Source organism: Simplicispira piscis (genome assembly GCF_054783455.1).
Window position 1 is genome coordinate 84,648 of record NZ_BAAGQN010000015.1, and the last position, 26,821, is coordinate 111,468.

26 protein-coding genes and 1 tRNA gene are annotated in these 26,821 nt (G+C 63.0%); 15 read left to right on the plus strand and 12 right to left on the minus strand.

The window, feature by feature from the left end; translation table 11 throughout:
* The first annotated feature begins 119 nt into the window (after window positions 1-119).
* From ACYVOC_RS10000 to ACYVOC_RS10040, 9 genes are all read left to right on the plus strand, one after another.
* On the plus strand, window positions 120-542 hold the full coding sequence (locus tag ACYVOC_RS10000) for a hypothetical protein (protein WP_461161725.1): 423 nt from the start codon (window positions 120-122) through the stop codon (window positions 540-542).
* Complete coding sequence (locus tag ACYVOC_RS10005) at window positions 539-718, plus strand: hypothetical protein (protein WP_461161726.1); 180 nt, start codon at window positions 539-541, stop codon at window positions 716-718. Before ACYVOC_RS10000 ends, ACYVOC_RS10005 begins: the two co-directional genes overlap by 4 nt.
* Window positions 719-782: 64 nt before the next feature.
* Window positions 783-1,571, plus strand: coding sequence for a hypothetical protein (locus tag ACYVOC_RS10010; protein ID WP_461161727.1), 789 nt, complete (start codon window positions 783-785; stop codon window positions 1,569-1,571).
* 481 nt (window positions 1,572-2,052) lie between these two features.
* Window positions 2,053-2,829, plus strand: coding sequence for a hypothetical protein (locus tag ACYVOC_RS10015; protein ID WP_461161728.1), 777 nt, complete (start codon window positions 2,053-2,055; stop codon window positions 2,827-2,829).
* Window positions 2,826-3,272, plus strand: a complete 447-nt coding sequence (locus ACYVOC_RS10020) for a hypothetical protein (RefSeq protein WP_461161729.1) — start codon at window positions 2,826-2,828, stop codon at window positions 3,270-3,272. The genes ACYVOC_RS10015 and ACYVOC_RS10020 overlap by 4 nt, the downstream gene beginning before the upstream one ends.
* A complete protein-coding gene (locus tag ACYVOC_RS10025; protein WP_461161730.1) occupies window positions 3,269-3,730 on the plus strand; it encodes a hypothetical protein in 462 nt (153 codons plus the stop codon). Before ACYVOC_RS10020 ends, ACYVOC_RS10025 begins: the two co-directional genes overlap by 4 nt.
* The gene (locus ACYVOC_RS10030; RefSeq protein ID WP_461161731.1) at window positions 3,723-4,343 is read left to right on the plus strand and encodes a hypothetical protein; all 621 of its coding nucleotides are present in this window, start codon (window positions 3,723-3,725) and stop codon (window positions 4,341-4,343) included. Before ACYVOC_RS10025 ends, ACYVOC_RS10030 begins: the two co-directional genes overlap by 8 nt.
* Window positions 4,340-4,624 (plus strand): hypothetical protein, encoded by a 285-nt coding sequence (locus ACYVOC_RS10035; RefSeq protein WP_461161732.1) that lies wholly within the window; start codon window positions 4,340-4,342, stop codon window positions 4,622-4,624. Before ACYVOC_RS10030 ends, ACYVOC_RS10035 begins: the two co-directional genes overlap by 4 nt.
* Before the next feature lie 226 nt (window positions 4,625-4,850).
* Window positions 4,851-5,894: a tyrosine-type recombinase/integrase gene (locus tag ACYVOC_RS10040; protein ID WP_461161733.1), complete on the plus strand. Its 1,044-nt coding sequence runs from the start codon at window positions 4,851-4,853 to the stop codon at window positions 5,892-5,894.
* A 68-nt stretch (window positions 5,895-5,962) separates the two neighbouring features.
* Here the strand turns inward: ACYVOC_RS10040 and ACYVOC_RS10045 are convergent.
* The 5 genes from ACYVOC_RS10045 to tolB form a co-directional block, all read right to left on the minus strand.
* Window positions 5,963-6,038: transfer RNA gene (locus tag ACYVOC_RS10045), tRNA-Lys, on the minus strand.
* A gap of 42 nt (window positions 6,039-6,080) precedes the next feature.
* Window positions 6,081-6,851, minus strand: coding sequence for a tRNA threonylcarbamoyladenosine dehydratase (locus ACYVOC_RS10050; RefSeq protein WP_116006075.1), 771 nt, complete (start codon window positions 6,849-6,851; stop codon window positions 6,081-6,083).
* 47 nt (window positions 6,852-6,898) lie between these two features.
* A complete protein-coding gene (gene ybgF, locus ACYVOC_RS10055; RefSeq protein WP_116004271.1) occupies window positions 6,899-7,690 on the minus strand; it encodes a tol-pal system protein YbgF in 792 nt (263 codons plus the stop codon).
* Window positions 7,690-8,229: a peptidoglycan-associated lipoprotein Pal gene (pal, locus tag ACYVOC_RS10060; RefSeq protein WP_116004272.1), complete on the minus strand. Its 540-nt coding sequence runs from the start codon at window positions 8,227-8,229 to the stop codon at window positions 7,690-7,692. The genes ybgF and pal overlap by 1 nt, the downstream gene beginning before the upstream one ends.
* 42 nt (window positions 8,230-8,271) lie before the next feature.
* Window positions 8,272-9,513 carry a Tol-Pal system beta propeller repeat protein TolB gene (gene tolB, locus ACYVOC_RS10065; protein ID WP_461161734.1) on the minus strand — a complete coding sequence of 414 codons (1,242 nt, stop codon included), beginning with the start codon at window positions 9,511-9,513 and terminating at the stop codon, window positions 8,272-8,274.
* A gap of 195 nt (window positions 9,514-9,708) precedes the next feature.
* On the opposite strand from tolB, the gene msbA reads away from it, so the two are divergent.
* Window positions 9,709-11,502, plus strand: coding sequence for a lipid A export permease/ATP-binding protein MsbA (msbA, locus tag ACYVOC_RS10070; protein WP_461161735.1), 1,794 nt, complete (start codon window positions 9,709-9,711; stop codon window positions 11,500-11,502).
* Here the strand turns inward: msbA and ACYVOC_RS10075 are convergent, their stop codons facing one another.
* The 5 genes from ACYVOC_RS10075 to ACYVOC_RS10095 all read right to left on the minus strand — a co-directional run bounded on the left by ACYVOC_RS10075 (window position 11,503) and on the right by ACYVOC_RS10095 (window position 16,542).
* Window positions 11,503-12,171 carry an ankyrin repeat domain-containing protein gene (locus ACYVOC_RS10075; RefSeq protein ID WP_461161736.1) on the minus strand — a complete coding sequence of 223 codons (669 nt, stop codon included), beginning with the start codon at window positions 12,169-12,171 and terminating at the stop codon, window positions 11,503-11,505.
* On the minus strand, window positions 12,168-12,974 hold the full coding sequence (locus ACYVOC_RS10080; protein ID WP_461161737.1) for a TatD family hydrolase: 807 nt from the start codon (window positions 12,972-12,974) through the stop codon (window positions 12,168-12,170). Before ACYVOC_RS10080 ends, ACYVOC_RS10075 begins: the two co-directional genes overlap by 4 nt.
* A 384-nt stretch (window positions 12,975-13,358) precedes the next feature.
* On the minus strand, window positions 13,359-13,961 hold the full coding sequence (locus ACYVOC_RS10085) for an isochorismatase family protein (RefSeq protein WP_461161738.1): 603 nt from the start codon (window positions 13,959-13,961) through the stop codon (window positions 13,359-13,361).
* A gap of 65 nt (window positions 13,962-14,026) precedes the next feature.
* On the minus strand, window positions 14,027-14,941 hold the full coding sequence (locus ACYVOC_RS10090) for a ribose-phosphate diphosphokinase (RefSeq protein WP_116004278.1): 915 nt from the start codon (window positions 14,939-14,941) through the stop codon (window positions 14,027-14,029).
* A gap of 2 nt (window positions 14,942-14,943) precedes the next feature.
* Window positions 14,944-16,542: a thymidine phosphorylase family protein gene (locus ACYVOC_RS10095; RefSeq protein ID WP_461161739.1), complete on the minus strand. Its 1,599-nt coding sequence runs from the start codon at window positions 16,540-16,542 to the stop codon at window positions 14,944-14,946.
* A gap of 125 nt (window positions 16,543-16,667) precedes the next feature.
* Here ACYVOC_RS10095 and ACYVOC_RS10100 point away from each other — a divergent pair, with 125 nt between their 5' ends.
* Entirely contained in the window at window positions 16,668-17,252 is a 585-nt protein-coding gene (locus ACYVOC_RS10100) for a C40 family peptidase (RefSeq protein ID WP_116004280.1), read from the plus strand.
* A 20-nt stretch (window positions 17,253-17,272) separates the two neighbouring features.
* Here ACYVOC_RS10100 and ACYVOC_RS10105 read toward each other — a convergent pair whose 3' ends face one another.
* On the minus strand, window positions 17,273-17,644 hold the full coding sequence (locus tag ACYVOC_RS10105) for a hypothetical protein (RefSeq protein WP_461161740.1): 372 nt from the start codon (window positions 17,642-17,644) through the stop codon (window positions 17,273-17,275).
* A gap of 151 nt (window positions 17,645-17,795) precedes the next feature.
* Here ACYVOC_RS10105 and ACYVOC_RS10110 point away from each other — a divergent pair, with 151 nt between their 5' ends.
* Both ACYVOC_RS10110 and ACYVOC_RS10115 read left to right on the plus strand, forming a co-directional pair.
* The gene (locus ACYVOC_RS10110) at window positions 17,796-18,461 is read left to right on the plus strand and encodes an adenylate/guanylate cyclase domain-containing protein (protein ID WP_461161741.1); all 666 of its coding nucleotides are present in this window, start codon (window positions 17,796-17,798) and stop codon (window positions 18,459-18,461) included.
* Complete coding sequence (locus tag ACYVOC_RS10115) at window positions 18,458-18,970, plus strand: hypothetical protein (RefSeq protein WP_116004283.1); 513 nt, start codon at window positions 18,458-18,460, stop codon at window positions 18,968-18,970. The genes ACYVOC_RS10110 and ACYVOC_RS10115 overlap by 4 nt, the downstream gene beginning before the upstream one ends.
* Before the next feature lie 51 nt (window positions 18,971-19,021).
* Here ACYVOC_RS10115 and purL read toward each other — a convergent pair whose 3' ends face one another.
* Entirely contained in the window at window positions 19,022-23,062 is a 4,041-nt protein-coding gene (gene purL / locus ACYVOC_RS10120; protein ID WP_461161742.1) for a phosphoribosylformylglycinamidine synthase, read from the minus strand.
* Between the two features lie 158 nt (window positions 23,063-23,220).
* Between purL and map the strand changes: the two genes are divergently transcribed.
* Together map and ACYVOC_RS10130 are read left to right on the plus strand one after the other, a co-directional pair.
* Window positions 23,221-24,036, plus strand: a complete 816-nt coding sequence (gene map / locus ACYVOC_RS10125) for a type I methionyl aminopeptidase (protein WP_461161743.1) — start codon at window positions 23,221-23,223, stop codon at window positions 24,034-24,036.
* A gap of 173 nt (window positions 24,037-24,209) precedes the next feature.
* Window positions 24,210-26,795 carry a [protein-PII] uridylyltransferase gene (locus ACYVOC_RS10130; RefSeq protein WP_461161744.1) on the plus strand — a complete coding sequence of 862 codons (2,586 nt, stop codon included), beginning with the start codon at window positions 24,210-24,212 and terminating at the stop codon, window positions 26,793-26,795.
* Window positions 26,796-26,821 lie beyond the last annotated feature (26 nt).

A 26,821-nucleotide genomic window follows, 5' to 3' on the forward strand; every position in this document is an offset into this window, starting at 1 on the left:
AGTCGAACGGCTTAACACCATTCACAGACTTCCCACGCACTGAATGAGCCGTTTATGGCTTGACAACTTCAATTTTTAGTCCAAAATGGCTAGCCATTAATGACTAATTAGTGAAGTCTATGCAAGCCAATAACAACGCCGCCCTGCTGCAAGCGTCCCCCGAAGAACACAGTCGCCGCTGTGCTCTTGCCAAGAGCGCCCTCGACTACCAACGCTGGCCAGCCGCCGCTTGCGGTTTGCGCCACGCAGCGGCTCTGGCCCAGGTCTGGGCGAGCCGCGCCCGTGAGCTAGCTGACTGGTGCGACGCTCAGGCCAAAAACGGCACCGTGCCGCCAAATGTCGCCATCGAGCACGACGGCGATCATCCAGCCGACGACATGGCAGCGGCCGGAGCCCCAACTACCGAGGCCATTGAAGCCGGTTTGCTGAGCCTGGCTCAGTCCCTCGGTCATGGTCATGCCGTGCGTGTTCGCCGCACAATGAACGGTGTCCTGCGTGCCCAGCAGCAGGAGCAACCCTCCCCTGCCGAGGCCGCGGCATGAAGCAGATCGCCACCCTCTTCCGCCTCACCGCCATGCGCCGCCGCGCTGGCTCCGGCCTGCCTACGTCGCTGCGTTGGGCCATCGGCCTGCTCTGGCGCAACCACCTCACCGCCCGCCGCCGACGCCATCTGGAGCGCCGGACCGAGATCGAGCGCGCCGCGCGCCAGCACTTCTGACGCTCCATGTCAATCCAGCACCTTCGGATTGCCACCGGATTCATCCCAACAACACACTGAGCCCATGCAAGACAACCAAGCGCTCCGCGCCCTCTTCGCCCTCCCGCCGATCCAGCCCAGTGCAAGCACTGCGCTGACGGTGCCTGAAATGCCTGCACCAAAGGTGGTCACAGGCGACCGAGAGGTAGACGCCGTGCTGTGGCTGCAGGAGTGCGTGCGCACCGGCGACCAAGTGCTGATCGACAAGGCCCTGGAGGCGGCAAAGAAGATCGCCACGCCGATGAAGGACCTAGGCCTGCGCTACGGCCAATACCTGATGCGCAAGCACAACAACTCGATGATGATCGCCGCAATGGGCTCCATGGGGTTCGGCGAACTGGAGAACCAGGCAGAGAACGCCATCGAGCGCCGAAGGAAACAACATGCCGCACTGTCGCACTTCGGCACGGTTGAAGCCCTGTTCTCCGACACACCCGCCGAGGCCGCGTGCAAGAAAGCCCTGCGGGGCGTCAAGCGCATCAAGGACGGGATCTTCAACGACTACGACCTGGAGCAGGTCGCCGAGCGCTTTGCGAAGAGGCCCGATCTACAGCCCAACACCCTCGCCGATTGCCTGCATGGGCGGGACTACTGGAATCAGCTGTACTGGCTACGCGCGCCGTTTGGCAATGGCGACTCCCCAGTCTATGCCCAGGCGCATGACGATCACTGTTTCGCCATGCTGGCCAAGATCGCGCCTCGCTCCAAGGACGAATCACTGGCCGTTCTGGTGCACATGGAAGAACGCGACGCAGAGGATCGCGAAGAAAGCCCTGTCATCCTGCGCAACCTGATCGGCGGTGGCTGGGCATGAGGGTGCATCACTTTGGTCACCCCCTTGCGGTGGGGTCAGGGCTTGGGCTTACGGGTAGTTTTGCGCTTACTGCCCGTTGCACCATCGGCAACTCGCTCAAGAACAGACCTTTGATCTTGTGGAGCTACGCCGTCCAAGCCATCTTCGATAGCGGACTTTTGAGACATCAAGGATTCAAGCCTAGCAATGGCCAATTGGTGATCTCGGACCTCTCCATTGATGCACTCCTCCGCCCAGCATAGAGGACAGCAGCAGTGAAATCCATCGCGCATTTTTCTTTGAAAAGTCACGTTTTTGAGCGCTTTTCGCACCCCTTTTTATGGGGTCGGCCACATAGGATCAATAGATGAACTTCGCACATCCACCACCCAAAAAACAAAGGGCCAGCAGTAAGACTGCCAGCCCTTCGCCCGAAGCCAAGAAGCAGGTGAGAGCGCTTCAAGGCTTCTTGACCCAGACCCCTTAGCCAGGAACCAGATCTATGACCAATGATGCCACGCAAGACGCGGCAGGGGAAACCCTTGCCGGAACAAAGCCAAACTCGGGCACACCGACCCGCCGCCAGAATCCGCCCATGCGCAGGGTTGCACCAGCGCTGCCAGAGCCACTGACCGCCCTGGACTTTGCACAGCGGATGCAAGACATCGGCCTGCACTGGTGGGCGCTGATCGACGGGATTTTCGAGCAATTGCACACCGACAAAGCGAAGGCTGCCCCAGTTCCTGAGTGGGCGCTGGAATGGCTGAAGGATCAAGGTCGGCACGACCTCACTCACGAAGAGATGCGCAGCCAGGGTGAGGCATTGCGTGATCTGCTGCGCTTGCAGGAAGGTCGGCCTGCAAGAACCGTTTTCGAAGTGTGGGGTGATCGCGCCACGCGCTTGTCAATCGGCCATGAGTGCGTCGCGGACGCAATGCCAACACTGGATAGCTTTAAAGCCTCTGGCAAGTACCCGCAGGCCGCAATCGTTCGCGTGTCTCGGCTGGGTGGCGCTTGGTCCTCAGATCCTGCCTTGTTGGACACGCTGGTTGGTCGCGTGCACCTTGCTGGAAGCTCTGTCGGCCTGACCAACGACGACGGGTTTTTCAGCATTCAGGACGAAACCGGGCGCCAGTTGCTGCTGACCCCCGACCAAATCGCTGGGCATAAGGTGCTTGAGCGCATGTCTTCAGAAGACTGTGCATCGATTGATGCATGGATCGAGTATCTCGCTGAGCGTAAGGCTCTGCGCGCCGCAGCGAGGGATGGTCAGCAATGAGCACCGCCGTTCTTGAACGCCGCGCGCGACCATGCGCCGCGCCACCTGCTGCCCGCGGCATTCCTGCTCACGCCGTTGAGCGGGTCACCACACCAGCCGATCTTGGCCACTTCTTCGGCCTGCAGATGGTCCAGACCCATGCAGCGCTATGCCACCCTGAGATCGAGGCAGGCGACTGCGTCGAGGTCGATTTCGACCGCCGCGAGATTCGCCATGACGGCCTTTACATGATCACCATCCGCCATGACGACGGTGCGGAGTGGCACGGCGCCCGGCGCTTCCAATTCCGCCCTGCGGCCGCTGGTTGCGAGCTGTGGGGATTCGACATCGGCGCAGAGAACTGGGCAGCGGTTTCCCCAGCTATGCAATCACGCATTACTGTTCATGGCGAAGTGCGCAAGGTCTTCAAGCCCGTCAGCAAGCTTCGGAGGGCAGCCGCATGAGCGCCGTAGTCACCCCAACCCGACCGAAGGCGTCTAAAGCTCCCGCGCCTCCACCCCCTGAAAAGGGGGCGGCAGAGCCAGATGCACCCGATGTCGGAATTCCGGCATCGGAACTTGGCAAGGATACTTTTGCCTCCATTGCGTGGTATCGCGCCAGTGAAGCCGAGGCGGTCATCCGCGCCTGTGCTGAGAACTATGACAGTCGGGATTGCGTGTGGGGCGTCTCGACCATTCTTGGGGCGTGCACAGACCTGCTTTCTCGCATCAACGAGGCCCCGACTTGCTCGGGCCTTCAAAACGCGAGCAATTATCTGGCCCAAGCCATTGACGTCGCCAGCCTTCTTTGCAGCGAAGTCAATGGCTTGCCAGGCGAACAGCTTCTTGATGCTGGACTCTCCCTCATGGTTCTCGCAAAGGACATCTTAGACGCGGGTCATGGAGCGCAGGGCCATGACTGACCACACCGAAACCTCCCCCAAGCCCGCCAGCCTGGGCGCTCTCCTGCGCCAGCAGCTGGCCCCGCAGCAGCCGAAGACCGCCAGCGCCGCGCTGGCCGCAGTTCCCGAGGTCATCGACCTTTCAGCTTGGTACGAGCAGCACATCGCCATGCTTCACCAGTTCCTGCACCGGGCGCTGAAGGTCGTCGCGAACACACCCAGCAAGCGCAACACCAAACTGGTCAAGCTCATTGGCACAGCACACGCAGAGCTCACGCTGCACACCCGCAAGATCGCAGGCGATGCCATCCCTGTGGTTCTGTCGCGCGACGGCAAATACCCAATCCCCTTCGAGCGCCTGGCCGAGGCCCGCGCGAAGGTGCAGGTGCTGACGGCTGAGATCACCCAGACCCGCGATGAGCTGGCCGCCGTGAAGGTCGAAGGCTGGCGCCCCGAGTTCGATGCCATAAGCCCGCGCCAAGAGGAATTGGCCCTGCAGTTCTGCCAGGAGATCGCCGGCCCGCGCGGTGCACCAGGCCGGTTGCCCGATCAGGTGCGCCTGCTAGAAATGGCCCAGGCACTCTATGAGGCAGAGCGCGCTGACAGCATCACCAGCCGGGAGGATCACTTGTGATCCCGACACTCACCAAGGCCTACACGGTCTCCCTTTGGTATGCCGTCGATGCCTATGCATCAATGGTAAAGGCCATGAACGGGCTTCCATCTCCAGTGGCCCCGGACGTAATCGACAAAGAGCTGCAAGTCCTGGCTGCCGCAAAACGGGCGCTACGCAAAGTCAACGCCATCCGGAAGGGCCAGGCGGAAATTTTGAATCTTCAGGATCGCGACGGCCTGACCGCCAGATTGCAGGTGCGGCAGGTCGAGAGCGAAACTGCAGGAGGTGCAGGACCATGAATGCCGTGGCCGTAGTAACCCCATTCCTGACGGCGTCCGAAGTCGATGAACTATGCGCCCCGCTGACCCAACGTCACGCCCAAAACCGCCGTCTCTGCGCCCTGCTTGGCGTGGAGTCTCTGCCTCGTCGCCCAGATGGTCTGCCCCTTGTGGGCCGCAAGCTAATCGAAGAACGCCTGAACACCACGGGTAGCTATAAAGCACCGGCTGGCTTCAACTGGAGCAAATGATGGGGCGCAAACGAGATCGAGCCTCTGGCTTTGGCCTGCTGCCCCGCATGGAGGCCCGCCCCCACGCGGGCAGCGACAAGGTGACCTACCGCTACCATCCGGTGGGCGGTAAGCCCGTGAACCTGGGGCAGGACAAGCGGGTCGCTATTCAAAAGGTGCTGGACATGAACGGGGCCAGCAATGACACAGGCACGCTCAACGAGCTTTGGCGGGCCTACCAAGAGATGCCGCAGTGGGTGCGCCTGGGCGACCGCACCAAGAGCGATTACGCTACCTACAGCGTGAAGCTGCTGGAGGTCATGGGCAAGGTCTCCGCCCGATTGATTCGCCCCACCGATATTGCACGCTACCTACGGGTCGAGCGCGCCGAAGCCCCTGTGCGTGGGAACAGGGAAATCGCACTGCTGTCGAACCTCATGAACGTAGCGGTCGAGCGCGGCGACATCGACGTGAATCCGTGCAAGCAGGTGAAGCGCAATCAGGAACGGCCACGAACCGAGGCACCAGAGCCGGAAGACTTCGCGCGCTTCATATCGTGGCTCGGAAACCAAGGACAGCAGCGCCTGGTGATTGCCCTGATGGCCGAGTTCGCCGCGCTGGCCGGATCACGCCGGGCGGAGTTTCTGCACCTAACCCTGCCACAGATTGACAGTGAAGGCAGCGTGATACGCCTGATGCGAGCCAAACAGCACGGCGGCACCAAGCGGGCGGAGAGCGTAACGATCTCGCCAGCCATGGAGGATTTGGTGCGCCGTCTGCGCGCGCTGCCACGTCCGGATAACTGTCTCCACGTCTTCACCACCAGAGATGGCAACCCGTATTCCGACAGTGGGTTTTTGTCCACTTGGCAGCGCGCCATGGCGCAAGCGATAGAGGCCAAGGTGGTCACTCGCCGCTTCACCTTCCATGATCTGCGTGCGTACTACACAACCCAGCACAAGGCCCAGTATGGAGCCCTCCCGGAGCTGCACTCAGACGCAAAGACGACGGCGAAGGTATACGACCGATCCCGGGTTTCTGTGCGTAAGGGCTTAGGCTGATATTCCCATCATGGGAATAAAACAGAAAAGCCGCTACAACTTTAATAGCTGTAGCGGCTTATGTATCTTGGTGGGACGTGCGGGGGTCGAACCCACGACAAACGGATTAAAAGTCCGCTGCTCTACCAACTGAGCTAACGTCCCATATCCTGATTGATTAAACCAGAATAGCCTCGCATTATAGCGTTATTTTTCTTCCTTCTTCGTCCTGCTGGCCAATCCATCCAGAATCCAGCCTGCGGCGCATTGCCCAAAGGTGGCAGTCACCGCAACCACTGAGCCGTATCCGTGGCAATTAAGACTGCCATCGCCTTCGAGGCCGCAAGAAGCGTCGGGTGGTGCAACAGACTCACGGCTGAAAACGCAGGGCACAGACATTTTCTTGCCGTCTTTCGGTGCACCATGGTGCTTGCGCAGGCGATAGCGCAGTTGGGCCAGCAAAGGATCGTGCGTCACACTGGCCAAATCTGCAATGTCCACCAGGTGCGCTTGTCGCTTGCCACCAGCTGCGCCGACGCTGATGAACAGGTTACGGGCGGTGCGCGCCCAGGCTGACATGGCCGTCTTGGCCTGTACCTGGTCACACGCATCGATGACGGCATCGACATTGCGTGGCAACAAAGCAGGCCAGTTGGCAGGCTCGACAAACTCCTCGATACAGTGCACAACGCAATCTGGATTGATCTGCGCCACTCGGTCACGCATGGCCAGCACCTTGGCCTGCCCCACAGTTCCTTCCAGAGCATGAATCTGGCGGTTGATGTTGGACTCAGCCACATGGTCCAGGTCGATCAGTGTCAGCTGGCCCACGCCACTGCGGGCCAGGGCCTCTGTCGCCCAGGAACCAACGCCGCCAATGCCCACTACCACTATGTGGGCAGCACGAATCTGCGCAGATCCCTGCACTCCGTAGAGGCGCTCAAGACCGCCAAACCGGCGCTGCTGCAGCGGCGACATGGGCGCACCCGGCAGCAATCCAGGCGGAGCAACCAAAGAATTCACCACTATTTGAGGTGCGAGAGCCGCTCTTTAGCAGCCACTGCGGCCTCAGATTGCGGGTAGGCGCGTAGCAGGTCTTCTAGCGTCTTGCGCGCACCACGTGTTTCCTTCAGTTCGATCTGGCAATTGGCGATAGACAGAGCGGCTTCAGGCGCGCGTGCGTGGTTGGGAGAGGTGGCCAGCAAACCCTTAAAGTTGACAATGGCCTCTTTGTAATTGCGGTTCGCGTACTGGGCATTGCCCAGCCAGAAGCGCGCCGAAGGCCCATAGCCACTGCGGGGATACTGGCGGAGGAAGGTCGTGTAGGCTGTTTCCGCATCGGCAAAACGCCCCTCACGGAATTTGGCCAGCGCCGACTCAAAGTCTTTTTTCTCAGACGGCTCCGCCTGGAACTCCAGTCCATCCACCGTCACTTTGAGCGGCTCAAACTGACGCAAACGCTCATCCACACCAGTGGTGATCTCCTTCTGGTGGCGCTGCAACTCCGAGACATCGCGCGTCAGCTGCTCGTTTTGTCCACGCAGCTTGGCCATTTCCACACGCAGAGTTTCAATCTGTGTTTGCAGATCGAGCAAACTGCGGCGCAATTGACCGCTGTCTTCGGTGGCGCGGCGGGCGTCCTCTGCCGAGCGTTGGCTGTTTTGCTGCATGGCATCCACGCGCTGGCGCATTTCAAGAATGGCGCGTCGAGCCTCGCCATCTTCAAAAATTGCCGCATGCCCCGCTGACAGGAAGGAGCAGGACAGCGCCAAAGCAACCAACGCGCGCCCCAGACGCAAGGAATCCGCGGCGCTCATTAGCGGTAAGACAGTTCGGCGCGGCGATTTTGCGCGTAAACGTCTTCACCACTGCCTTGGGCAGCTGGTTTCTCTTTGCCAAAACTGACCGCTTCAATTTGGCCATCGGGCACGCCCAGCAGGCCCAGCGAACGGCGCACAGCTTCTGCACGTTTCTGTCCCAGAGCCAGGTTGTATTCACGGCCGCCACGCTCATCGGTATGGCCTTCGACGACCACCTTGCGCGCATTACTGGATTTCAGAAAGCGCGCATGGGCATCGATCAGCGACTGATAGTCCTGCTTGATGACGTAGCTGTCGTAGTCAAAATACACAATGCGGCTCACGCCCACGGGGCCGGCTGCATCACCGGCCGTTTGCGAGAGGTCAACCCCGCGCACACCGCTCTGCCCAGTGTTGCCCGCATTGGCTCCATTGGCGCCGGTGGACAGTGGCGCACCGTTCTTGTCTTCAACCGGCACATTGTCCAGATCCACTCCAGAACTGCAGCCTGCAACAAGGGCCACTACGGCCATGGCGATAGAAATACGTTTAATCATTTGAAAACTCCTGAAAGACGGAAACAAAAACTGCCGAAAAGTTCAACGCGCCTGGAACGGACCCCAGTCCGGCTCGCGGATATCACCGCCCTGCCCCGCAAGGCGGGCCTTGATCTTGCCGTCCAGCGTGGTGGTCATCAGAGACTCCCGCCCCTGGTGCTGCGTAGCGTAGACAATGAGGCGGCTATTGGGCGCGAAGCTGGGGCGTTCGTCTGCAGTGGTTTCGGTGATCGCGGTGGCGGTTCCTGTCCCTAGCTCCATCACATGCAGCTTGAAGGCGCCCCCTAAACGCGAGATGTACGCAAGGAAACGACCGTCGGGACTCAGGCTGGGCGATATGTTGTAACTGCCGCTGAACGTGACCCTCTCTGCATTGCCGCCCGTACTGGCAACCTTGTAGATTTGGGGTGCGCCACCCCGGTCACTGACGAAATAAATGCTGCGTCCGTCCGGTGAAAAAGCCGGCTCTGTATCGATCCCGGCACTTTGCATGAGCCGACGCGGCTCACCGCCATTAGCGTCAATCGTGTAGAGCTGGGAATTACCATCCCGGCTCAATGTGACAGCCAAGGTGCGTCCATCAGGCGACCAGGCTGGTGCGCTGTTGGAGCCACGGAAGTTGGCGACGAGGCGGCGGCGCCCGGTGGCTACATCGTGCACATAGACCACAGGCTTGCGCGATTCGAACGACACATAGGCAATCTGTCCACCCGATGGTGACCACGCTGGAGAAATGATGGACTCGGGGCTGGAGAGGGCTGACTGGGCATTTTCACCATCGGCATCGGCCACCCATAGGCTGTAGCGCGGCCCCGCCTTGGTCACGTACGCAATGCGGGTCGAGAACACGCCCCGATCACCCGTTAGTTTTTCGTACACAAAATCAGCAATGCGGTGCGATACCAAGCGCAAATCACCCTGAACGACGATATAGCTTTGTCCGCCCAGATCCTGCCCGCGCACCACATCCCATAGACGAAAGCGAACATCGAAACGCCCATCACCCAAACGGGTGATGCTGCCGGAGACCAGTGAGTCGGCGCTCTTCTGTCGCCACAAGGCCAGGTCCGGACGAGAGGTTTCATCCAGGCGCGCCCCGGCCGTGTCCACGCTGCGGAATTGGCCGCTGCGCTCCAAATCGGCCTGCACAATGCTGGCAATTTTCTGGGGTGACTGGGCCTCGTCCCGAAACGGGGCAATCGCGATGGGCAACTGCGTCATGCCAACGCCCGAGACTTCGACCCGGAACTGGGCCAGCGCCGGGGTGGCGGCCAACGAAGCCATGGATACCATAGCGAGGCGACGCGAGGGATGCGGCTGAGCCGAAGAAAGAGAAGAAAAGAGTGTTCGTACGTTGTTCATTCGCAGTCAGGAGCAACCGGACAAAAGCCGATTGTCAGCCCTGAATGTTACACACTGGGAAGTGCCCCCGTGTCACAAACTGTTGAGCATGGCCGCAAAAAGTAGAATCCCAGGCTCATGCAAGCTCCAGATCACGGCGCGAATCCCGCCCCCGGCAACGCCCCCCCTCCCCCCTCCGAGCGACTGACAGTCCGGTTGTCCCGGCTTTCCGTTTACTTTGGCGGCCAGCGGCTTGGCTGGATCGCTGCCATCGTTGCCACCCTGGTGGGCGCCATCACCGAACCTCTGATTCCCGCATTGCTACAACCTTTGCTAGATCAGGGCTTCACCAAAGGAACCCTGCACCTCTGGATCGTTCCGGCGGCCATCATGGGTGTTTTTCTGGTGCGTGGTGTAGCCCAGTTTGTGGCGCAGTATGCGCTGGCCCGCATTGCCAATGAAGGCATGCTGGCACTGCGCGCAGCCCTGTTTGACCGTCTTCTGGCAGCGGAAATGGGTTTATTCGCCCGGCAAAGTGCGAGCACCCTGTCAAATACGGTCGTCTATGAGGTGCAGACCGGCGCGACGCTGCTGGTGCAGGCCTTGCTGGGAATTTCGCGCGACGGCTTTACCCTGGTGGCCTTGCTGGGTTACCTGCTCTACCTGAACTGGCAGCTCACACTGATCGTGGCCGTGGTCGTGCCCGGCGTGGCGTGGATCATGAAGACGCTTTCGCGTCGGCTCTACCACCTCACCAAAAGCGGGCAGCAGGCCACGGATGAACTGGCTTACGTGGTCGAAGAAAACGTGCTCGCACACCGCATGGTGCGCCTGCACGCAGCACAGCCCGGGCAAGCCCGGAGGTTCGACGCCCTGAGTCGACGTTTGCGCAGCCTGGCCATCAAGTCCACCATTGCCGCTTCTGCCATGACGCCCCTCACACAGCTGTTGGCAGCAGCAGCCCTGTCGACCGTCATTTGCGTGGCTTTGTGGCAAAGCCGCGCTGCCGGTACGACGCAGGATGTGACCGTGGGCGGCTTTGTCGCATTCATCACAGCCATGTTGATGCTGATCGCACCGATCCGCCGCCTGGCCGATGTGGCCAGCCCCATCACCCGGGGCGTTGCTGCGCTGGAACGCGGCCTGCACCTGCTGGGAGACACACCGGCGGAGAGCGGTGGCAACTATGCGCCCAGCCAGGTGCGCGGTGTCATTGCGCTGCAGAACGTCAGTGTGGCCTTTGCTCCCGACCAAGCACCCGCGCTGGACCGCGTCACGCTGGAAGTCCAACCCGGTGAAATTGTGGCGCTGGTGGGCCCCTCGGGCGCGGGCAAAACCACCCTGGTCAATCTGCTGCCGCGCTTTGTGCAACCCAATACGGGCCAGATTTTTCTGGATGGACATGCACTGCAGGACTGGAACCTTGCTGCTCTGCGGGCACAGTTCGCACTGGTCAGCCAGGACGTGGTCATGTTCAACGACACCATTGCCGCGAACGTCGCACTGGGACAGGCCATCGATACGCAACGGGTGCAAGAGTGCCTGCAGGCGGCCAATCTGGCTGAACATATCGCAGCACTGCCGCAAGGCATGCACACCATGGTCGGGCATAACGCCACCCAGTTGTCTGGTGGCCAGCGCCAGCGCCTGGCGATTGCACGGGCGCTTTATAAAAACGCCCCTATCCTGATCCTGGACGAAGCAACGTCCGCTCTGGACACCGAGTCTGAGCGTCTGGTGCAAGAGGCCTTGCAACGCCTCATGCAGGGGCGCACCACTTTGGTGATTGCACACCGGCTCTCCACCATCGAACATGCCAACCGCGTAGTGGTGATGGAGCGCGGGTGCATTGTCGAACAAGGCACCCATGCCGAACTCCTGGCACAAGACGGGCTGTATGCGCGACTCCAGGCGCGCCCCGCGCCAGCCTGATTACCAGCGCCCCCGATTGGGTTGCCGTCGGCGAATGGCCTGCGCAATCAGGTCCGCGATCTCCTTGCGACTGGCACGCAGCGCAAAATCTGCGGCGGTCAACCCCAGCTGGTTTTTAAGCGAAGGATCCGCCCCTTCTTTCAGCAGCAATTGCACCGACTCGCTTGTGCCGTAGTGCGCGGCCATCATCAACGGCGTAGTGCCGTTGGGCGATGCCGCATCGATAAAGGCGTGGTTCTCAAGGAGCAGAGCGATGATGGCCGCCTGCTGGGGCTGCGTCCCTGAGGCAGCGTAGTGCAAAGGCGTCCAGCCGGGCTTGTTGACATCGGCATCGCGCGCGATGAGCGCACGCACGGCCTCCAGATGGCCGCGCAGGGCCGCCATCATGAGGGGGCTTTCATCCTGCGCATTACGCACCTCGACCTGCAAATTGCGCGCCTGCATCAGGGCAGCGAAGGCCTTGAGCATATCGGCCTTCAGCGCCAGCATCAGCCCAGCCTGACCTCGGAGGTCGAGCGTATTGGGATCAAAACCTCGCTGCAATAGTGTCGTGATCGTGGCGGCGTCATCGCGCTGAATGGCGACAAAAAAATCCTCATACGACCCGGCCCGGGCAGGCATGCAACCCGCAGCACCCAGCAGCAAAAAATCGCGGCGCAGCATCTTCATGCCCGAACTCCCGAGAACAGCTGGTCAAAATTCTGGCTGGTGGCTTGCGCCACAGCGTCCACCTCCATGCCGCGGATGCTTGCAATCTGGCGCGCCACGTGGGGCACATAAGACGGATTGTTGACTTTCCCCCGGTACGGCACGGGTGCCAGATAGGGGCTATCCGTCTCAATCAGCATCCGGTCAAGGGGCACGAAAGCCGCCACATCGCGCAGATCCTGGGCGCTCTTGAAAGTGATGATGCCGGAGAAAGAAATGTAATACCCGAGATCGAGTGCAGCGCGCGCCACCTCGGCTGTCTCAGTAAAGCAGTGAAAAACGCCTCCTGCGCGGTTACGGGCTCCATCCTCGCCCTCCTCACGCAAAATGGCCAGCGTGTCGTGTGATGCGCTGCGGGTGTGGATCACCAAAGGTTTTTCGCACTGACGGGCCGCGCGGATGTGGGTGCGAAAACGCTCGCGCTGCCATTCCAGGTCCGCAATGCTACGTCCGCCCTTGCGGTCTTCCATGCCGTAGTAGTCCAGCCCGGTCTCACCGATGGCCACCACCCTTGGCAAGGCGGCACGGTCGAGCAGATCCTGCACACTGGGCTCTGTCACACCTTCGTTATCAGGATGCACGCCCACGGAGCACCAGAAGTTGTCATAGCCCACAGCCAGGGCGTGTACATCGCCAAACTCTTCCATGGTCGTGCAAATGCACAAAGCGCGGTCAACCTGCGCCGCCTGCATCGCCTGGCGAATGACAGGCAACTGGCGTTGCAGTTCAGGAAAAGTGAGATGGCAGTGGGAATCGGTAAACATGTGGTGCAGCGCGCTCCTGGTTTTTACGTTCGGAGCACAAAAAAATAAAAAAATTCTGGATTTTCCACGGTCAGCCGACCAGATTCACGATGTGGCTCGGCCCCAATGCCAGCGAAGAAAGAACACGGCGACCACATCGGCAACGGCCATTGCCATCAGCGCAAGCCCAAAAAAGGGCCCAGTCCCTGCGTCAAGCCAGCGCGGTGGATGCAACCAGAACCACAAACCCGCCCCACACAGGGCGACAGCACTCAAGCCCAAAGACAGATACACCAGCCGCTGGCCCCCCGCAAGCATGCGGGGGGTATCTGCCTTGAGCAAGGCCTTCCGGGGCTCTCCGAAATCAACAGGCAAGGGACATCCTCCACGCAAGCGGCTGAAACCTCACTTGACCAAGGCCAGCATGTCCTTGAAGGCCGGATGCTCGCAACTGCGCAGCCATTCAAACGCCACCATCTCGGTGGTGACCAGTTCGGCGCCAGCACCAGCCAGGCGGTCATAAGCGGCATCACGGTTGCGCTCGGTGCGCGAGCTGCAGGCGTCTGTCACTACCCACACGTCAAATTCATCCTCGATCAAGTCCAGCGCGGTTTGCAGCAGGCATACATGGGCCTCACACCCGGCAATGACGATGGTGCTGCGGTCCGGGCCGCTTTGCGCGGTTTTTTGCATGTGCTTGGGCAGGCTACGGGCGTTGCCAGCAGGGGGTTTGGCCGGTGGGCGCAGCCATTCACCCAGGCCTTCTTCCACAGCGCTGAAATGCATCTTGGGCAAAGTGTTGCGGCACAGGGCGCGCAGCGCCGCGTCATTGGCGCCCAAGCGCGAGGGGTTTTGCTCGGTGCCCCACACCGGCACTTCCAGCATTTGGGCAATCTGGGCCAGACGGCGGGCATTGCCCAGCGCGGCGGCCCCCTCGTGAATGACAGGCATCAGTCTTTCCTGGAAATCCACCAGTACAAGTTGGGATTCAGAGGCGTCAAGCAGCATGGCGGGGTCCTTCGGTCAAAACAATGCCGTGATTGTCGCAGCGCCTGCGCGGTCTGCACCGCACTTCATGCCTTCAAATGCTGCAAGGCCTGGGCCAGCGCACCCGCCATCGCAATGGCGTTGGTGGGGTGGGCCACGCAGTCAGTGCTCCAGAACTGGCCGACGCCTGCCGCATGCAAGGCGTCGAGCGCAGCGGCGTCGATCAGCGCGTGCGTCACCGCCACATCCACCGAAGCCGCACCGGCTGCACGCAGCAGGCGCGTGGCCTGGGCCAGCGTGTGCCCGGTGCTGGCCATGTCGTCGACCAGCACCACGCAGCGGCCTTGCACACTCACCGGAGGCAGCGCAACGGTCACGCTGCGGTCGCCATGGCGCTCCTTGGTGCACACGGCGTAGTCAAAACCATGACGCTCTGCCGCCTGGGCCACCCACTGGGCGGATTCACCATCGGGGCCCATGAGCATCGCACCAGGCCTTTGCTGCGCAATCCAGTCAGCCAACAGCAGCGCACCGCTGATGACCTGGGTCTGCGCAGCGGGCACGGCCTCCTCCAGAGTGGCCACGCGATGCAGGTGGGGATCCACGCTGACCACGGCATCGAACAGGCTCGCCAGAAAAGGGCCCACGATGCGCTGGCTGACGGCTTCGCCTGGATGGAATGCAATATCCTGGCGCATGTAGGCCAGGTACGGCGCTACCAGGGTGAGGTGGCGCACGCCCAGATCGCGGGCCGCACGGGCCGCCAGCAGCAGTTCAATGAGTTTCTCGTTCGGCTGGTGCAAGCTGCGCAACAAGACGGCACGTTCGGGCATGCGTCCAGCCACATCGACCGGCAGCGTCAGCCGCAGTTCGCCATCAGGAAATCGGTGGCGCTGCACGGGCCACAGTGCCAAACCGGATGCCGTCGCCAGGCGCTCGGCAGCACCCTGCTCGTCGTCAAAATACAGCAGGCAGCCCTTGGCCGGTTCGGACGCAATCATGTTCAAAACTCCACGAAAACACGCGGTACATCGTCCGCAGTACCGATGTAATAACCGCTGGTTTTAGCGCAAGCCTGGCGCGCAAACTCCAGGTCGGTCGGAAATCCGGCATGCACCCGGTACAGCGTTTGCCCTGCAATCACGGTGTCACCGAGCTTGCACAGCAAATCCACCCCTGCGCCCTGCACTTTGGGCGCGCCCGCCAGGCGGGCAATGCGCGCAATCTGCAGGTTATTGATGCCGGCCACCACTCCGCTATCGGGCGCCGAAACCTCGAATGTCAGCGCACCCAGCTGGGGATTGTTGTGGTCGAAATCTTTGCCTCCCTGGGCCGTGATGATGGCCTGCATGCGTGCCAGGGCACGGCCCGAGTCAAGAATATCGCGCGCGATTGCGTAGCCGTCGCCGCCGCGCACATCAGGGTCACATTCGATCAAGCGGCCTGCCAGGCGCAGGGCCTTTTGGCGCAGATCGTTGGGCGCCCGGGGGTCGTTTTCCAGCACGCGCATCACATCACGGGCTTCCAGCACGGGGCCGATACCGTTGCCAATGGGCTGGCGCCCATCGGTGATGACCACATCCAGCGACAGCCGCATACGCTGCGCCACATATTCAAACAAACGTCGTAAACGCTGCGCTTCGGGCATGGACCGCACCTTGGCCGTGGGACCAATGGGAATATCGAGCACCAGGTGGGTCGAGCCAGCAGCAATTTTTTTGGACAGGATGGATGCCACCATCTGCCCCGGAGAGTCAATGGACAGCGGGCGCTCGACCGAAATCAGCACATCGTCAGCCGGCGAGAGATGGGCGGTGCCACCCCAGGCCAGACAACCCCGTTGGTCGCGCACGATGTCGCGCAGTTGTTCCAGGGGCAGCTCTACAGTGGCCAGCACCTCCATGGTGTCGGCCGTGCCAGCGGGAGACGTGATAGCGCGGGAGGAGGTTTTGGGGCACAGCATCCCATGGGCCGCCACGATAGGAACGATCAGCATCGAAGTGCGGTTGCCCGGTATGCCGCCAATGCAATGCTTGTCCACCACCAAAGGCTCATGCCAGTCCAGCCTATGGCCCGTGGCGACCATGGCGTCGGACAGGAAAAAGACTTCTTCACGGTCCAGCTCGTCGCGGTTGCAGGCCACCACAAAGGCGGTGAGTTCGATCTTGGAATAGCGGTGGTCGGCAATGTCCCGAACGATGGCCAGGAAATCCCCGCGCTCCAGACGCTCGCCTGAGATTTTGCGAAAAAGCGCACCCATGGACTCGGGTGGCTCCGCCTGGGCCACCGCCACCATATGGCCGTTTTCCACCCCCAGCTGGGCAAAGGCGTCTTCCGACAGCCCGAGCTCGCGGCAGCCGACGATGGACAGATCGTCCACCACGTTCAGCGTGGCCAGAATTCGGCGCCCATTGGCGCGCACCTCGATCTTGGACAGCGCCTGAAAACCCTCAGCGCGGTACACGGCGCAGTCGCGGTGCAGGTAGGCAACGTTTTCACGCCAGGTGTCGATGGCGACACGGCGCAGAGCCAATTGAGAGATGAGAGCGCCATGGTTGCCGTTCTGGGCAGCGGGTACTTCGGGGGCATTCTGTGCTTGCATACTGCAAGGCTACACCGGAATCAGGGCCTCCCCTGCCCGGGAATCCCCCACGCGACAGGCACCCGTTTGAGCCCGCACCGACATACCGGGCAAGTCGTTTTCCGATCGTGGTACCCTTGCGCCCCATGTTTCGTTGGTTTTACATACTCACGTTGCTGGCTTGCTCCAGCGCCCAGGCAGCACCAGGCGCAGCACCCACCGACGACATCGACAGCTTCCTGCACGACAAGGGTCTCCTCGCCCAATTGGCTGAAATGCGCCAAAGCGTCGCTGGGCAAGCCCATCAAGTCGTTGACCGGACGTCCGACCTCGTGGTCACGGCCATGGGTTTTCTGGGCGTCCCCTACCGCCGCGGGGGCAACAGCGCCGAGACGGGCTTTGACTGCAGCGGCTTTGTTCGTGCCATTTACCAGCAGACGGCAGGCATGCTGCTGCCGCGCCGCGCCGACCAGCAGGCCGCCTCGACCGAAAAAATCGACAAAAAAGAACTGCAACCGGGCGATCTGGTGTTTTTCAACACCATGCGCCGCGCGTTCAGCCATGTTGGCATTTATGTGGGTGACGGCAAGTTCATCCACTCACCACGCAGCGGCTCCGAAGTGCGGGTGGAAGACATGCACCAGTCCTACTGGCAGCGCCGATTTGATGGCGCCCGCCGTGTGATGCCGCTGGTAGCGACCGCCACGACCGCCCAGGCGGCGCCACAGTAAAACTCTTACCGCACATCCACTCAGGGCCGGATCACGGTCACTGTTTCGGTGCTGCGGATCGGACCACCCGTTTCATTGACAGGGCGCGCCTGCGGATCGTGCAGCATGGCTTTCGCCTGTGCCATGTCAGCCTGGTAGCGCGCACGGGCCTGCGCTTCGCACGACTTGCGTGCCTGCGCCTGCGCACGACACTCCTCCAGTCCCACCTTCAGCCCGCCACCGGCCTCGCGGATGGCGCTTTGGTAGCGTTGCTGCGGTGTGGCGTCAGGCACCTCCGTGCGCTCCAGCGCCGCAGCGTAGGGCTGTGTTTGGGCTACGGCAATACTACCCAAGGCCACGGCGGGCAACAGCGCTGCACAAAGCGCGTATCGCGCCATCGATAGTTTCTTCATGGTGATTCCTTTTCAGAAGCGAGGCGATCCCACAACGACAAACGTTCCAGGCGCCTTACCACTGCAGCATAAATGCGGCACCGGGCACAGAGAGTCAGGCAGCTGCGCGCTACGATGTCGGACAAGGCCCACGCTGACAACCACCCCGCCTATGCCCAACACGCCGCTTTCCGCCCAACCCGGCGCCGCCTTTGCGCATGACCGGGCCTACCTGCGACAGCTGCTTTCGCAGCGCAACCAGTCCGAGGGGCGCGTCGCCGAGATCGACGCGGCGATTGAGCAGGCCTTTGTGCGCACGGTTTCCATGCTGGTGCTGGACATGTGCGGTTTCTCGCGCATCACGGCCTGCCACGGCATCATTCATTTCCTGGCCATGGTGCACCAGATGGAGCAAGCCGCCCGCCCCGCCATTGCTGGCAATGGTGGCGAAGTGGTCAAGCAGGAAGCCGACAACCTGTTTGCCGTCTTCAGCCACCCGGAACAGGCGCTCGAAGCCGCACTGGACATTGGCCGCGCCCTGAACGCCATGAACGCCGTACAAACCCCTGAGGCCGCCCTGCATGTCAGCATAGGCATCGGCTACGGCCCGACCCTGGTGATTGCCGACAAGGACCTGTTCGGCCATGAGATGAACCATGCCTGCAAACTGGGCGAGGACATTGCAGATCCAGGTGAAATCTATCTCACGGAAAACGCCTGCCGCGCGCTGCCTGAGGGCCGCTACGTGTTCAGCGAAGTACCGTACACCGTTGGTGGCGTCGTCCTGCCCTCTTTTCGGCTGGAAGGCTGCCTGTATGAACGTCCGCTTGCACGATGAAGAAAAAAACACCCCCTGAGACCCAGACACCCCACGATACGGCCCTGGAAGCCGCAGCGCACCGTGCGCGCCGCCTGCTGCACAAGCGCGCCCTGGTGGCAGCAGCGGCGGGTGTGATACCCGTGCCCGGCCTGGACTGGGCCATGGATGCCGCCCTGCTTTCGCGGCTGCTGCCGCGCATCAACGCAGAATTTGGGCTCACACCCGAACAGCTGGACCGGCTGAACCCCGCCAAACGCGAACAGGTGCAGAAGGCTGCAGCCATGGTGGGCTCAGTGTTGATCGGCAAGTTCATCACCCGCGACCTGGTGCTCAAACTCACCAAAACCATGGGCATGCGCATGACCACCCGCCAGGCCAGTAAATACGTACCGCTGGCAGGCCAGGCCCTGGCAGCCACGCTGGGCTATGCCACGCTGCGCTACCTGGGCGAGCAGCACATCCGCGACTGCTTGCAGGTGGTACAGGCAACGCAATTGCAGTTACCTGCTCCGGATGCTATTAAATAAATAGCTGCTAGCGCTTACACACAAAGCGCTAGAGCCCATTTAATTACAAAATCAACCCACCCAGCGGCGGGCATTGCGCCACAAGCGCATCCAGGGGCTGAAGGCCTCCTGGCCGCCCGCGGCGACATGGTCCATCCAGCTCATCTGGATGTTGCGGAACACACGCTCGGGGTGCGGCATCATGGCTGTAAAGCGCCCGTCGGCCGTGGTCACCGCCGTCAAGCCGCCAGGGCTGCCGTTGGGGTTGAACGGGTATTGCTCGGTGGCCGCACCCGCGTTGTCCACGAAGCGCATGGCCGCGATGGCCTTGTCGGCGTTGCCACGGTATTTGAAGTTGGCGTAGCCCTCGCCGTGCGCCACGGCGATCGGCAGGCGGCTGCCGGCCATGCCTTGCAAGAACAGACTGGGGGATTCGAGCACCTCCACCAGCGACAGGCGGGCCTCGAAACGCTCGCTCTGGTTGGTGGTGAAGCGCGGCCAGTCCTGCGCGCCGGGGATGATGTCGGCCAGCTCGGCAAACATCTGGCAGCCGTTGCACACGCCCAGGCCAAAGGTGTCCTGGCGCGCGAAGAAGCCCTGGAACTGCGCGGCCAGCACCGGGTTGAAGGTGATGGAACGCGCCCAGCCAATGCCCGCACCCAGCGTGTCGCCGTAGCTGAAGCCCCCGCAGGCCACGATGCCCTGGAAGTCCTCCAGGCGCGCGCGGCCGCTCTGCAGGTCGGTCATGTGCACGTCGTGGGCCTCGAAGCCCGCCTCGGTGAAGGCGTAGGCCATTTCCACATGCGAGTTCACGCCCTGCTCGCGCAGCACGGCCACCTTGGGCTTGGAAAGATTGAGGTACGGCGCGGCCACGTTCTGCGCGGGGTCGAACGTCAGGTGCACATGCAGGCCCGGGTCGGCCGGTGCACCGGCTGCCGCGTGCTCGGCGTCGGCGCAGGCGGGGTTGTCGCGGCGCTGGCAGATCTGCCAGCTCACGCTGTCCCAGACCTGGTGCAGATCTTCGAGCTTGGCACTGAACACGCTCTTGGCGTCGCGCCAGACCTGCAGCTCGCCCTTGCCCGCGTCGATGGGGCTGGACAGCGGGCGCGTCTTGCCGACGAAATGGCTGCAGGCGGAGAGGCCGTGCGCGCGCAGCGTCTGCATGACGTCGTTGCGCTCGGCGGTGCGCACCTGCAGCACCACGCCCAGCTCTTCGTTGAACAGCGCCTTGAGCGTGAGCTCCTCGCGGCGTGCGCTGACCTGGCCGGCCCAGTTCTTGGCGTCGCCAGCGTCCATGCGGCTGTCGTGGATGCCGTCACCCTCGGTGACCAGCATGTCCACGTTCAGCGCCACACCCACGTGGCCGGCAAAGGCCATTTCGGCCACGGCGGCGAGCAGGCCGCCGTCGCTGCGGTCGTGGTAGGCCAGAATGCGGCCCTGCGCGCGCAGCGCGTTCACGGCGTTGACGAGGTTGACCAGGTCCTGGGCGTCGTCCAGGTCGGGCACTTCGTCACCGGCCTGGTCCAGCACCTGGCCCAGGATGCTGCCGCCCATGCGGCACTGGCCCTTGCCCAGGTCCACCAGCACCAGCGTGGTGTCTTCCTCGGTGGCGTCCAGCTGCGGCGTGAGCGTGCCGCGCACGTCCTGCAGCGTGGCGAAGCTGGTGACGATCAGGCTCACGGGCGAAACGACCTTTTTCTGCGCGTCGCCATCCTTCCACTGCGTGCGCATCGACAAGCTGTCCTTGCCCACGGGGATGGACACGCCCAGCTGCGGGCACAGCTCCATGCCCACGGCCTTGACGGTGGCATACAGCGCGGCATCTTCGCCGGGCTCGCCGCAGGCCGCCATCCAGTTGGCGCTGAGTTTGACGCGCGGCAGTTCGATGGGCGCGGCCAGCAGGTTGGTGATGGCTTCGGCCACCGCCATGCGGCCCGAGGCCGGGGCGTTGATGGCGGCCAGCGGCGTGCGCTCGCCCATGGCCATGGCCTCGCCGGCGAAGCCCTTGTAATCGGCCAGCGTGACGGCGCAGTCGGCCACGGGCACCTGCCAGGGGCCGACCATCTGGTCGCGGTGCGTGAGGCCGCCCACGGTGCGGTCGCCAATGGTGATAAGGAAGCGCTTGGACGCCACGGTGGGGTGGCTCAGCACGTCGATCACGGCCTTCTGCAGCGGCACGCCGGTAAGCTGAATGGGCGTGAACTGGCGCTGCACGGTGGTCACGTCGCGGTGCATCTTGGGCGGCTTGCCCAGCAGCACGGACATGGGCATGTCCACGGGCAGCTTCTGATCGGCGGCCTGCGCGGCGGTGTCTTCCAGCACGAGCTGGCGCGCCTCGGTGGCGGTGCCGATCACGGCAAACGGGCAACGCTCGCGCTCGCAGAACGCGCGGAACTGCGCGAGCGACTCGGGCGCGATGGCCAGCACGTAGCGCTCCTGGCTCTCGTTGGACCAGATTTCCTTGGGCGCCATGCCCGATTCTTCGAGCTGCACGGCGCGCAGGTCGAAGCGCGCGCCCCGGCCGGCGTCGTTCGTCAGCTCGGGGAAGGCGTTGGACAGGCCGCCCGCGCCCACGTCGTGGATGGCCAGGATGGGGTTGGCCTCGCCCTGCGCCCAGCAGTGGTTGATGACCTCCTGCGCACGGCGCTCGATCTCGGGGTTGCCGCGTTGCACAGAGTCGAAGTCCAGCTCGGCCGCGTTCTGCCCCGTGGCCATGGAGCTGGCCGCGCTGCCGCCCATGCCGATGCGCATGCCCGGGCCGCCCAACTGCACCAGCAGCGAGCCGGCGGGGAATTCGATCTTTTGCGTGAGCCGGGCGTCGATGCTGCCCAGGCCGCCCGCGATCATGATGGGCTTGTGGTAGCCGCGCGCCACACCCGCCACGGTCTGCTCGTACTCGCGGAAATAGCCTGCCAGGTTGGGCCGGCCGAACTCGTTGTTGAACGCGGCGCCGCCCAGCGGCCCCTCGGTCATGATCTGCAGCGGGCTGGCGATGTGCGACGGCTTGCCGCCTTCCTGGTCCGACGCGCCGCCCCACAGCTTGGAGACGGTGAAGCCCGTCAGGCCCGCCTTGGGCTCGGAGCCGCGCCCGGTGGCGCCCTCGTCGCGGATCTCGCCGCCCGCGCCGGTGGAGGAGCCCGGGAAGGGCGAGATGGCCGTGGGGTGGTTGTGCGTCTCCACCTTCATCAGCACATGCTGGAGAACGCTCTCTTTTTCATAGCTGCTCGCGCTTGTTTTTTGGGCGCTATAGGCCATTTTTGCCACAAAACGCTCGACCTGGTGGCCTTCCATCACCGAGGCGTTGTCGGAATAGGCCACCACGGTGTGCTGCGGGCTGGTCTGGTGCGTGTGGCGGATCATGCCGAATAGGCTCTTGTCCTGCGCCACGCCGTCGATGGTGAACTGCGCGTTGAAGATCTTGTGGCGGCAGTGCTCGCTGTTGGCCTGCGCGAACATCATCAGCTCCACGTCGGTGGGGTTGCGCGCCAGGTCCGTAAAAGCGGTGACGAGGTAGTCGATTTCATCGTCGGCCAGCGCCAGGCCCCACTGGGTGTTGGCGGCCTCCAGCGCCTTCCTTCCCTGCTCAGGGCCACCGGCCAGCACATCCACATGCGCCATGGGCTGGGGCGGCAGTTCGCTGAACAGCGACTGCACATCGGCCAGGTCAAACAGCACCGACTCGGTCATACGGTCGTGCAGCAGCGCGGCCACCTGGGCCTGCTGCTCCGCGCTCAGCGTGGGCTTGCCCAGCAGGCCTGACTGCATCTGGATGCGGAATTCAGTGGCGCGCTCGATGCGGCGCAGCGCCAGGCCACAGTTGTGCGCAATGTCGGTGGCCTTGGACGCCCAGGGCGACACCGTGCCTAGGCGCGGCGTGACGACGATGGCCACACCATCGATCGGGCCCTGGTAGGGGTCGCCGTAGGTCAGCAGCGCTGCCAGGCGCTGCTGTTGCTCGTGCGTCGGGGGTGCATCGGTGGCCACCAGGTGCACAAAGCGGGCCGCAATGCCGGCAATCTTTGGGTGGATGGCTTGGAGTGCGGGCTGGAGTTGCTGCGCGCGAAAGGGGCTGAGGGCGTTGCCGCCCGCGATCGTGGTCAGGTGCAAGGTCACGTTGGCGGCCTGGGTGAGTAGTGAGGGAGGAACGTGCCGGGCGGCGGCCCCGAGATGGCCTTGGCCCGCACGACCGAAGCCCGCCATTTTACCGGGCACCGGCATCACCAGGCCCTTGCCCTGCACGAACCGAAGGGCGATGGGATAATTCCGCCCCTATGAGCATCACTATCAAAGACGCTGCGGACATTGAAGGCATGCGCGTCGCATGCCGCCTTGCTTCGGAAGTACTGGACTACATCGCCCCCCATATCCGGCCGGGCATCACCACGGCAGAAATCGACCGCCTCGGCGCCGAATGCATGGCCCAGCAGGGCACCATCTCGGCCACCGTCGGCTACCAGCCGCCGGGCTACCCGGCCTACCCGGCCTCGCTGTGCACCTCGGTCAACCATGTGGTGTGCCACGGCATCCCGAACGACAAGCCGCTCAAAAAAGGCGACATCGTGAACGTGGACGTCACCGTCATCACCAAAGATGGCTGGTATGGCGACAACAGCCGCATGTACCTGATTGGCGAGTGCTCGATTGCCGCCAAACGGCTGTCGGCCATCACGTTTGAGGCGATGTGGCACGGCATTTTGCAGGTCAAGCCCGGCGCGCACCTGGGCGACATCGGCCACGCCATTCAGAAGTTTGCCGAAGGACATGGCTTTACCGTGGTGCGCGAATTTTGCGGCCACGGCATTGGCAAGGTGTTCCATGAAGAGCCCCAGGTGCTGCACTATGGCCGCCCCGGCACGCTGGAAGAACTCAAGCCCGGCATGGTGTTCACCATCGAACCCATGATCAACGCCGGACGGCGCGAGATCAAGGAGTTTGGCAACGACGGCTGGACCATCGTCACCAAGGACCGCAGCCTCTCGGCACAGTGGGAGCACACCGTGCTGGTCACGCCCACGGGTTACGAGGTGATGACGCTCTCGGCCGGCTCCCCCCCCCTGCCTTCCTTCGTGCAGGCCACGGCCACCTGAAATTATGCCCCCCCTGAGCCGCTTTGCGTCATCCCCAGGGGGACACCCCCAGTGCGGCGGGGCAGCCCTTGCACGGGGCACTGGACCACGCCAGTGTCAAACTTCGGGGGCTGCATGCAGCGCGGTAGCGCAGTCGGAGCAAAGCACGAGCACGGTTATTGCTTAGCAAAGCCATGACCGAACTCCAGAAACTGCGCGACGCTTACCGGCTCCAAAAAAGCGCCCTCCTGGCCTCGCTGCAGGCCTCGGGCTCGTCCACACGCGGCATTCACGCGCTGCTGCGCAAGTTCTCGCGCCTGGCCGACGGACTGCTGTGCACACTCTGGCAACGCGCCGCCCTGCCCCCCGCGCTGACCTTGGTGGCCGTGGGCGGTTTTGGCCGTGAACAGCTGTTTCCGCACTCCGACGTCGATGTGCTGGTGCTGCTGCCCAATGCGCTTGCAGGCGCAGACACCTTGCGCGGCCAGGTGGAAGAATTCATCCGCAGTTGCTGGGACGCGGGGCTGGAGATTGGCTCCAGCGTGCGCACGGTGCAGGAATGCCTGAGCGAGGCTGCAGGCGACGTCACAGTACAGACATCGCTGCTCGAAGCCCGCCGGGTGTGCGGCGATGCAGACCTGTTCACGCATTTTCAGCACCAGTTTGGTGCACAACTCAATCCCCACGCCTTTCTGGTCGCCAAGACGCTGGAGATGCGCCAGCGCCACACCCGCTACGAAAACACCCCCTACGCACTGGAGCCCAACTGCAAGGAATCCCCCGGCGGCCTGCGTGACCTGCACCTCATCCTGTGGGTGGCACGCGCCGCCGGTCTGGGCCGCAGCTGGGAAGAACTGGCCGACAGCGGCCTGGCCACGCCTTTCGAGGTGCGCCAGATCAAACGCAACGAAGCTGTGCTGTTTTTAGTGCGCGCACGCCTGCACGCACTGGCTGGGCGGCGTGAAGACCGGCTGGTATTCGACCTTCAGACCGCAGTGGCCGAATCGCTGGGCTACCGCTCACAGGCGCCGGACGGCTCCCACCTGCCCATGCGCGCCAGCGAAGCCCTGATGCGCCGCTACTACTGGGCCGCCAAGGCCGTATCGCAGCTGTGCCAGATTTTGCTGCTCAACATCGAAGAGCGCCTGGACCCGCCCACACAGCAACCCCGGCCCATCAACGACCGGTTTTTCGACAAAGGCGGCATGATCGACGTGGTCAGCGACGACCTGTACCAGCGTGACCCGCACGCCATCCTCGAAACCTTTTTGCTCTACCAAAGCTCGACCGGGCTGCAAAACCTGTCGGCGCGCACGCTGCGCGCGCTCTACAACGCCCGTGGCGTGATGGACAGCGCTTTCCGGCGCGACCCGGTCAACCGCGCCGCCTTTGTGCGCATCCTGCAGCAGCCCGCAGGCATCACCCATGCCCTGCGGCTGATGAACCAAACCTCGGTGCTCGGACGCTACCTGTGGCCGTTTCGCCGCATCGTCGGGCAGATGCAGCACGACCTGTTCCACGTCTATACCGTGGACCAGCACATCCTGATGGTGCTGCGCAACGTGCGGCGCTTCTTCATTGCTGAGCACGCGCACGAATACCCTTTCTGCTCGCAACTGGCCGGTGGCTGGGACAAGCCCTGGGTGCTGTTTGTGGCCGCGTTGTTCCACGACATCGGCAAGGGGCGCGGCGGCGACCATTCGCAGATTGGCGCCATCGAGGCGCGGCGGTTTTGCCGCCAGCATGGCGTGGCGCGGGACGACACGCAGCTCATCGAATTCCTGGTGCGCGAGCACCTGACCATGAGCAACGTGGCGCAAAAGCAAGACCTCTCTGACCCCGACGTCATCACCGCGTTTGCCCAGCGCGTGGGCAACGAGCGCAACCTCACGGCGCTGTACCTGCTCACCGTGGCCGACATCCGGGGCACCAGCCCCAAGGTGTGGAATGCGTGGAAGGGCAAGCTGCTCGAAGACCTGTACCGCGCCACGCTGCGCGTGCTGGGTGGGCGCGCCCCCGATGCCGCCGCCTTGATCGAGGCCCGCAAACGCGAAGCCCTGGTGCTGCTGGCCCTGAGCGCCCTGCCGTTTGAGGCCCACAAAAAGCTCTGGGAAACGCTGGACGTGGGCTACTTCATGCGCCACGAGGCCGCCGACATTGCCTGGCACACGCGCCACCTCTCGCGCCACGTAGGCACGCAGCAGCCCGTGGTGCGCGCGCGCCAGTCGCTGGCGGGTGAAGGCCTGCAGGTGCTGGTGTACGCCGCCGACCAGAGCGACCTGTTCGCGCGCATTTGCGGGTATTTCGACCGGGCGGGATTCTCGATTCTGGATGCCCGCGTGCACACCGCCAGCAATGGCTACGCACTCGACACCTTCCAGGTGGTCAGCGCAGAGCTGCAGGGACACTACCGCGAACTCACCCACATGGTCGAGAACGACCTGGCGCAGGCCATCGTACAAGGTGGCCCGCTGCCCGAACCCGCACGCAGGCGGGTTTCGCGCCGGGTAAAAAGCTTTCCAGTCACACCCCGTGTCACCCTGCGACCCGACGAAAAAGCGCAGCGCTGGCTACTGGGCATCTCCGCCAGCGACCGCGCCGGTCTGCTCTACCTGGTGGCACGGGTGCTGGCCCGCCACGGGCTGAGCGTGCAACTGGCCAAGGTCAGCACGCTGGGCGAGCGCGTGGAAGACACCTTTCTGGTGCAGGGCAGCGAGTTGCAAAACAATTTTCGGCAGATCGAGATCGAGACGGAGCTGCTGCACGCGCTGTCGGAGTGATTCTTTTGGGCTGCGCGGGGCCCGCC